Source organism: Halomonas sp. KM-1, assembly GCF_000246875.1.
GTDB lineage: Bacteria > Pseudomonadota > Gammaproteobacteria > Pseudomonadales > Halomonadaceae > Halomonas > Halomonas aerodenitrificans.
In genome coordinates this window covers 25,942-32,223 of sequence record NZ_BAEU01000135.1, presented here as the reverse complement: position 1 = coordinate 32,223, position 6,282 = coordinate 25,942, and the positions used below count along the sequence as shown (strand labels likewise).

Sequence of the window (6,282 nt, the reverse complement as noted above, 5' to 3'; positions counted from 1 at the left end):
ACATAATCGGTCTCTAGATCATGCGCTTGGCCAGCCTGTGAGCGATCCGGCTCTCGAAAGCAGCTAGGAAGCTCGATTCAGCTTGCTCTGGACATGGCCGCCATCCATTTGCCTCAATGCTGCGTGGTCGCCAGCAGCACACCATTTTTCGTGGATGCGCCACGCCTGCATGATAGCGGATCGGAAAGGTCCGGCTATAGGGACTGACGAACAGTGTAGTGTGGGACAGATGCAGAAAGTGAAGCAGCCCCACGCTCAGCCGATATCCACCTTCTCTTTGTACTCGCACAGATCCTCGATCACGCAGCTGCCGCAGCGCGGGCGGCGGGCCACGCAGGTGTAGCGCCCGTGCAGGATCAACCAGTGGTGGGCGTCGTGCAGAAACTCCTTGGGCACATGGCGCAGCAGCTTCTGTTCGACCTCGACCACGTTCTTGCCCGGGGCGATGCGGGTGCGGTTGGACACCCGGAAAATGTGCGTATCCACCGCCATGGTGGGTTGTCCGAAGGCGGTATTGAGGATTACGTTGGCCGTCTTGCGCCCCACGCCGGGGAGTGCCTCGAGGTCGGCGCGGGTGTCGGGTACCTCACCGCCGTGCCGCTCGACCAGGATCCGGCAGGTCTTCATCAGGTTCTCGGCCTTGGTGTTGTACAGGCCGATGGTCTTGATGTGCTCCTTGAGCGCATCGAGGCCGAGATCGAGAATCGCCTGGGGCGTGTTGGCCACCGGAAACAGCCGCGCGGTGGCCTTGTTGACCCCCACGTCGGTGGCCTGGGCGGAGAGCAGTACGGCCGTGAGCAGCTCGAAGGGAGTGCTCCAGTCCAGCTCCGTGGTGGGGTTGGGGTTGTGCTCGCGCAGGCGGGAGAAGATCTCGTAACGTTTCTGGGCGTTCATTGGGATAACCGGTTCGTGACGGCAGGGTTCATTGTGGCGATTGCGATGCCAGGGCGGCACGCGCCTCCTCGAGCAGCGCGTTGGCTCGTTCGAGCTGTGACTCGGCCAGACGGCAGGCCACCCGGTCATCGCGCCGCCGGGCGCTCTCGAACTGCATGCGAGCCCTGCGCACCGCCTGTTCGGCCGCCTTGACCGCCATTTGCCGCTGGCGATGCTGAGGTGTCGTGCTCGCAGTGCCACGTGAGCTTTGCGACTCCCGGCAGATCATGCGTCGCTGCCGCTCCAAGCGCTTCTCCCGCTCCAACCGTGCCAGCCGCTGCCGGCGGGCGTCATGACGCCTGCGACCCAGCGCTGCGCGATGTGCCAGGTAGGCCGCGCGCTCGGCTTCGTCGCCGGCAGCCTGCCATTCAGGGTGCGGCACCAGATCGATGCAGTCGACCGGGCAGGGCGCCACGCACAGCTCGCAGCCGGTGCACTCCGTCGCGATCACGCTGTGCATGCGCTTGCTGGCGCCGAGTATGGCGTCCACTGGGCACGCCTGAATGCACTTGGTACAGCCGATGCACTCCGCTTCGCGAATCACGGCGGCCAGCGGTAGCTGGGCCGGCTGATCGAGGGGGGGCGGAGCACGACCGGTCAGCTCGGCCAGCCGAACGACGGTAGCCTCGCCTCCGGGCGGGCAGCGGTTGATCGCCTCGCCCTGGGCAATGGCCTCGGCGTAGGGAAGGCAGCCCGGATGCCCGCACTTGCCGCACTGGGTCTGGGGCAGTAGGGCATCGATGGCCTCGATCAGCGTTGCGTCGCGGGTCACGTGCACTCCTGTTGGGCACCGGTGAATCCAGGAGACGTATTATACACGCCTCGGATTGCCGCCGGGCACGGCGCTCCGCGTTGCAACGTGGGGTGAGGGCGGCCTTGTCATCGGCAACCTCTGGCCTGGAGGCGCCGCGTCAAGGTTCGATGGCAGTGGTCAGGTCGGTGCACTCGAAGGCTGCAACCCGGTTGCGTCCGTTGGCTTTGGCCTGATATAGGGCCTGGTCGGCGGCGCGCATGATATCGCCCGGTTCCATCGTGTTTGTATGCTGAACGGCAATACCGATGCTGACGGTCACGTGGCGACTGGTGGGCGAGGTTTCGTGGTCGAGTCCCAGCGCCTCGATCGCTGCGAGTAGCTCACGGGCAAGCTGTAGTGCATCTTCCTGCGAGGTGTGCGGCAGCAGCACGCTGAACTCTTCACCGCCGGTGCGAGCGACCAGAAACCCCTGCGGTTTTAGCTGTGCTTCCATGTGTTGGGCCAACGTGACCAGGCAGACATCCCCCGCCTGATGGCCGTAATGATCGTTGTAAAGCTTGAAATGATCGATGTCGATCATCATAGCGGCATGGTGCTCAGAGGCGCGGCTGTCGTTGAGTACTTCGGTCAGACGCTGGTCGAACAGCCTCCGGTTGGCGACCCCCGTCAGGGGGTCGTGCAGCGTCAGGTCACGCAACTGGTCGGATTGCTGGCGCTGATGCTCTAGTAAATGGCGAAATTCACGTGAAAGCATGCCGATCTCGTCCTGCCGGCACAGCAGAGTCGCAGGCATGGCGGGGGGCACCGTTTCCTGGTGAAGGCGCTGAGTGAAGGTGGCCAGTTGGCGTAGCGGGGTGAGCACCATGCGCTCGAGCAACCACAGTACGATGAGCAGCGTAGCGATCAGCACGCCACTGGTCCAATAAAGGGCAAAGCGGAAGGTCTCCAGGCTGGCCTGATAGCGTTGGCGCGGCAGCGAGGCATCGATACGCACGGCGTGGCTCGAGGGCAAGGCCGGTATGAGACGACTTGCCGTCATCTGGGTGGGTGAGGTGCGCTCGAGAATCTGCTCGGAGCCTGCCTGAACCGGCACGCGACTCAATTCCAGCTCGACGCCGGTGGTGTCGCGCAGTTGCTCGATCCAGGGCTCGCTGAGCGGGCGTACCATGGCCAACCAGCCGCCGGCGAGGGACTCCTGCCGGCTCTGATGAATCGGTGATAGGCCGCCTAAGGCGAGCGCCGAGGCGGCCAGCAGCGAGGTACGGGTGGTATCGTCCTGGGACTGTTCAGTGTAGCGACCGAGGAAAGCCACGGCGGTGCTGGCCCAATCGCAGGGTGGCATCATGCCTGGGCAGGAGGTGAACTCACCTTGAGCATCGTAACCCACTATCCAGTAGGGTTCGCTGTCGGCATCGAGGAAGATCATCATCTCGAGATCGAGGGTCTCGAGAGTTGACTCGTAGAGGTTGGAATCGACGTACTGCGGCCGCTCACCCTGGATGAAATCGTAGGTGTCGTCCCAGTGTGCCCAGTCTTCCACCAGCCGCCGCATGTGATTGAGTTCGGCGCCCAGCGCACGTTCGATCCGGTCGAGCTCGGCGTCGGCGTATGCCTCTTCGTCTTCCAGTAGGATCGGCATGATCTGAAAGCGCGCAATGGTGACGAGAGCAAGCAACGCCAGGCACAACACTGCGGCGAGAGACAGAAGAAAGCGATTTCGCAGTGAGCCTTTGAGAGCCGTCATCAAGCCTGCCTGTGTTCTGTGCCGCTGGTATGGCCATAAATGGCAGCGGTACTCTGTAGGTAATTTCTTACATCACTATCGGCTTCGGACGACAAATCTTGAGAAAAATTAGCCTTGCAATGCGGTTGAAAGCACGGCTCGCCGGTATGCTTTCAACCGCTTCGACTACTTTTTAACCGTATGCGGCCTTACCGGACGCGCTGGCCGGGCTCGGCACCGGAATCCGGCGAGAGCAGGTAGATGCCGTCGTCGTTGCCTGCTGCCAGTACCATGCCTTCCGACATGCCGAAGCGCATCTTGCGCGGAGCCAGGTTGGCGACCATGACCGTCAGGCGGCCTTCCAGGGCTTCCGGCGAGTAGGCGGAGCGAATGCCGGCAAAGACATTGCGTGTTTCGCCGCCCAGATCCAGCGTCAGCTGCAGCAGTTTGTCGGCCCCCTCGACATAGTCGGCCTTGGCGATCCGGGCGATGCGCAGATCGACCTTGGCGAAATCGTCGAAGGCGATCTCGGCGGCGATGGGGTCTTCGGCCAGCGGCCCCTTGGCCGCCTCCTTGAGCTTCTGTTCTTCCACCAGGTCCTCCTTCGATGCCTCGATCATGGCATCGATCTTGTCCCGCTCGACGCGGGTCAGTAATGGTTTGAACTTGGCGATCTCCTCCCCTAGCAGTACCTCATGCCGGCTCGCCCAGTCGAGGGAAGGCAGCCTGAGGAACGCGCGCGCCTGCTCGGCCATGGCCGGTACCACCGGGGCCAGGTAGACCATCAGCTGGCGGAACAGGTTGATGCCCACCGAGCAGATCTCGAGCACTTCCTGCTCGCGGCCCTCCTGCTTGGCCAGTACCCACGGTTCCTTGTCGGCAATGTAGGTGTTGGCCTCGTCGGCCAGCTCCATGATCTTGCGCACCGCCCGACCGAACTCGCGGGCCTCGAAGTCTTCGGCAATGGCGTCGCCGGCGGCGATGAAGCGTGCCACCAGCTCCGGTTCGGCGCAGTGGGAGGAGAGCCGGCCATCGCCCAGCTTCTTGACGAACCCGGCGCAGCGGCTGGCGATGTTGACCACCTTGCCCACCAGGTCGGCATTCACCCGGGCGGCGAAGTCGTCCAGGTTGAGATCCAGGTCGTCGACCCGCGAGGTGAGCTTGGCAGCGAAGTAGTAGCGCAGGTACTCGGGGTTCAGGTGCTCGGCGTATGTCGCGGCCTTGATGAAGGTACCGCGAGACTTCGACATCTTGGCTCCGTTGACGGTGACGAAGCCGTGGCAGTTCACCGCCGTGGGCGTGCGGAAGTCGGCGCCGTGAAGCATGGCAGGCCAGAACAGCGCGTGGAAATAGACGATGTCCTTGCCGATGAAGTGATAGACCTCGGCTTCGGAGTCCTTCTTCCAGTAGGTGTCGAAGTCGAGGCCGGTACGGTCGCACAGGTTCTTGAAGCTGGCCAGGTAGCCTATCGGCGCATCGAGCCAGACATAGAAGTACTTGCCCGGTGCATCGGGAATCTCGAAGCCGAAGTAGGGCGCGTCGCGAGAGATGTCCCACTCGTTGAGCCCTGACTCGAACCACTCCTGCAGCTTGTTGCCGATCTGGGTCTGCACGTGGCCACCGCGGGTCCACTGCTTGAGGAAGTCGGCAAAGTCGGGAAGCTTGAAGAAGTAATGGGTCGAGCTGCGCACCTCGGGCGTGGCGCCGGAGATGGCCGATACCGGATCGATCAGCTCCGCCGGCGTGTAAGTGGCACCGCACGCTTCGCAGTTGTCGCCGTACTGGTCGGCGGTCTTGCACTTGGGACAGGTCCCCTTGATGAAGCGGTCGGCCAGGAACAGGCCCTTCACCGGATCGTACATCTGCTCGATGTCGCGGGTGGCAATGTGACCGCGGTCGCGCAGGCGGGTGTAGATCAGCTCGCTGAAGTAGCGGTTCTCTTCGGAATGGGTCGAATGATAGTTGTCGAAGGCCACGCCGAAGGTGGCGAAATCGGCCTGATGCTCAGTCGAGACACGTTCGATCAGCGCCTCGGAGCTGATCCCCTCCTGCTCCGCACGCAGCATGATCGCAGTGCCGTGGGCATCGTCGGCGCACACGTAGTGGCACTCGTTGCCGAGACTCTTCTGGAAACGCACCCAGATATCGGTCTGGATGTACTCCAGCAGATGGCCGAGGTGGATCGAGCCGTTGGCGTAGGGCAGGGCACTGGTGACCAGGATCTTGCGCGGGGCGCTTGCGTTGTTCGACATATCGGCTCGGATATTCCCAGAAAAAACAGACCCTCGATTGTAGCTGTCTTCCTATCTCGCTGCATCTGCTGAGGCCCGGGATTGGCCTGCCACGGGTCGCTTGGGGTATCATGAATGGTATCCACCGCTGTTGGGCCAATGGATGGGCCGCTGCGGCAGGACTCAACGCATGCCCGTTACGCATCATCCAAAAAACGAACGTATGACGTTTCACTTTCGTGAGGATGATACGATGAAACTGCGACTTTCCGCTCTGCCCCTGTTTCTTGTAGCCACTTTGCTGGTGGGCTGCGGCACCAATGCCGTGGCGCCGCGCTATACCAGCGAGAACCCCGACATCATGCGCATCGGCAATGATCGCCCCGCCGACCCGGAACGCCGCGTCGAGGATCTCGGCACCTACTGCGTCGAGGTCACCGAGACCTGGAACTCCCATGGCAGAACGCCTGACGGCCAGACCCTGTGGGCCAAGGACACCCGGCGTGCCGTCGTCCCCTGTGATTGAGAGCGCCCTGCGATTGAGGTGCCCTGCGATTGAGGTGCCCTGCGATTGAGGTGCCCTGCGAATAACAGTCCACCGTGACTGAGTCAGGCCCTGTAACCGGCCCGCGCCAATGGCG

Annotated in this window: 5 protein-coding genes; 1 reads left to right on the top strand and 4 read right to left on the bottom strand. The window is 62.8% G+C overall.

Annotated features, from left to right (window positions below; genetic code table 11):
- Nucleotides 1–255 precede the first annotated feature (255 nt).
- The 4 genes from nth to metG all read right to left on the bottom strand — a co-directional run bounded on the left by nth (nt 256) and on the right by metG (nt 5,662).
- The gene (gene nth, locus B8115_RS16050; protein WP_010628848.1) at nt 256–894 is read right to left on the bottom strand and encodes an endonuclease III; all 639 of its coding nucleotides are present in this window, start codon (nt 892–894) and stop codon (nt 256–258) included.
- Between the two features lie 28 nt (nt 895–922).
- A complete protein-coding gene (locus B8115_RS16045; protein ID WP_010628847.1) occupies nt 923–1,705 on the bottom strand; it encodes an RnfABCDGE type electron transport complex subunit B in 783 nt (260 codons plus the stop codon).
- Between the two features lie 139 nt (nt 1,706–1,844).
- Complete coding sequence (locus B8115_RS16040) at nt 1,845–3,431, bottom strand: diguanylate cyclase domain-containing protein (protein ID WP_010628846.1); 1,587 nt, start codon at nt 3,429–3,431, stop codon at nt 1,845–1,847.
- Nucleotides 3,432–3,619: 188 nt separating this feature from the next.
- Nucleotides 3,620–5,662, bottom strand: a complete 2,043-nt coding sequence (gene metG / locus B8115_RS16035; protein ID WP_010628845.1) for a methionine--tRNA ligase — start codon at nt 5,660–5,662, stop codon at nt 3,620–3,622.
- A gap of 232 nt (nt 5,663–5,894) precedes the next feature.
- Here metG and B8115_RS16030 point away from each other — a divergent pair, with 232 nt between their 5' ends.
- Entirely contained in the window at nt 5,895–6,167 is a 273-nt protein-coding gene (locus B8115_RS16030; RefSeq protein ID WP_010628844.1) for a hypothetical protein, read from the top strand.
- Nucleotides 6,168–6,282 lie beyond the last annotated feature (115 nt).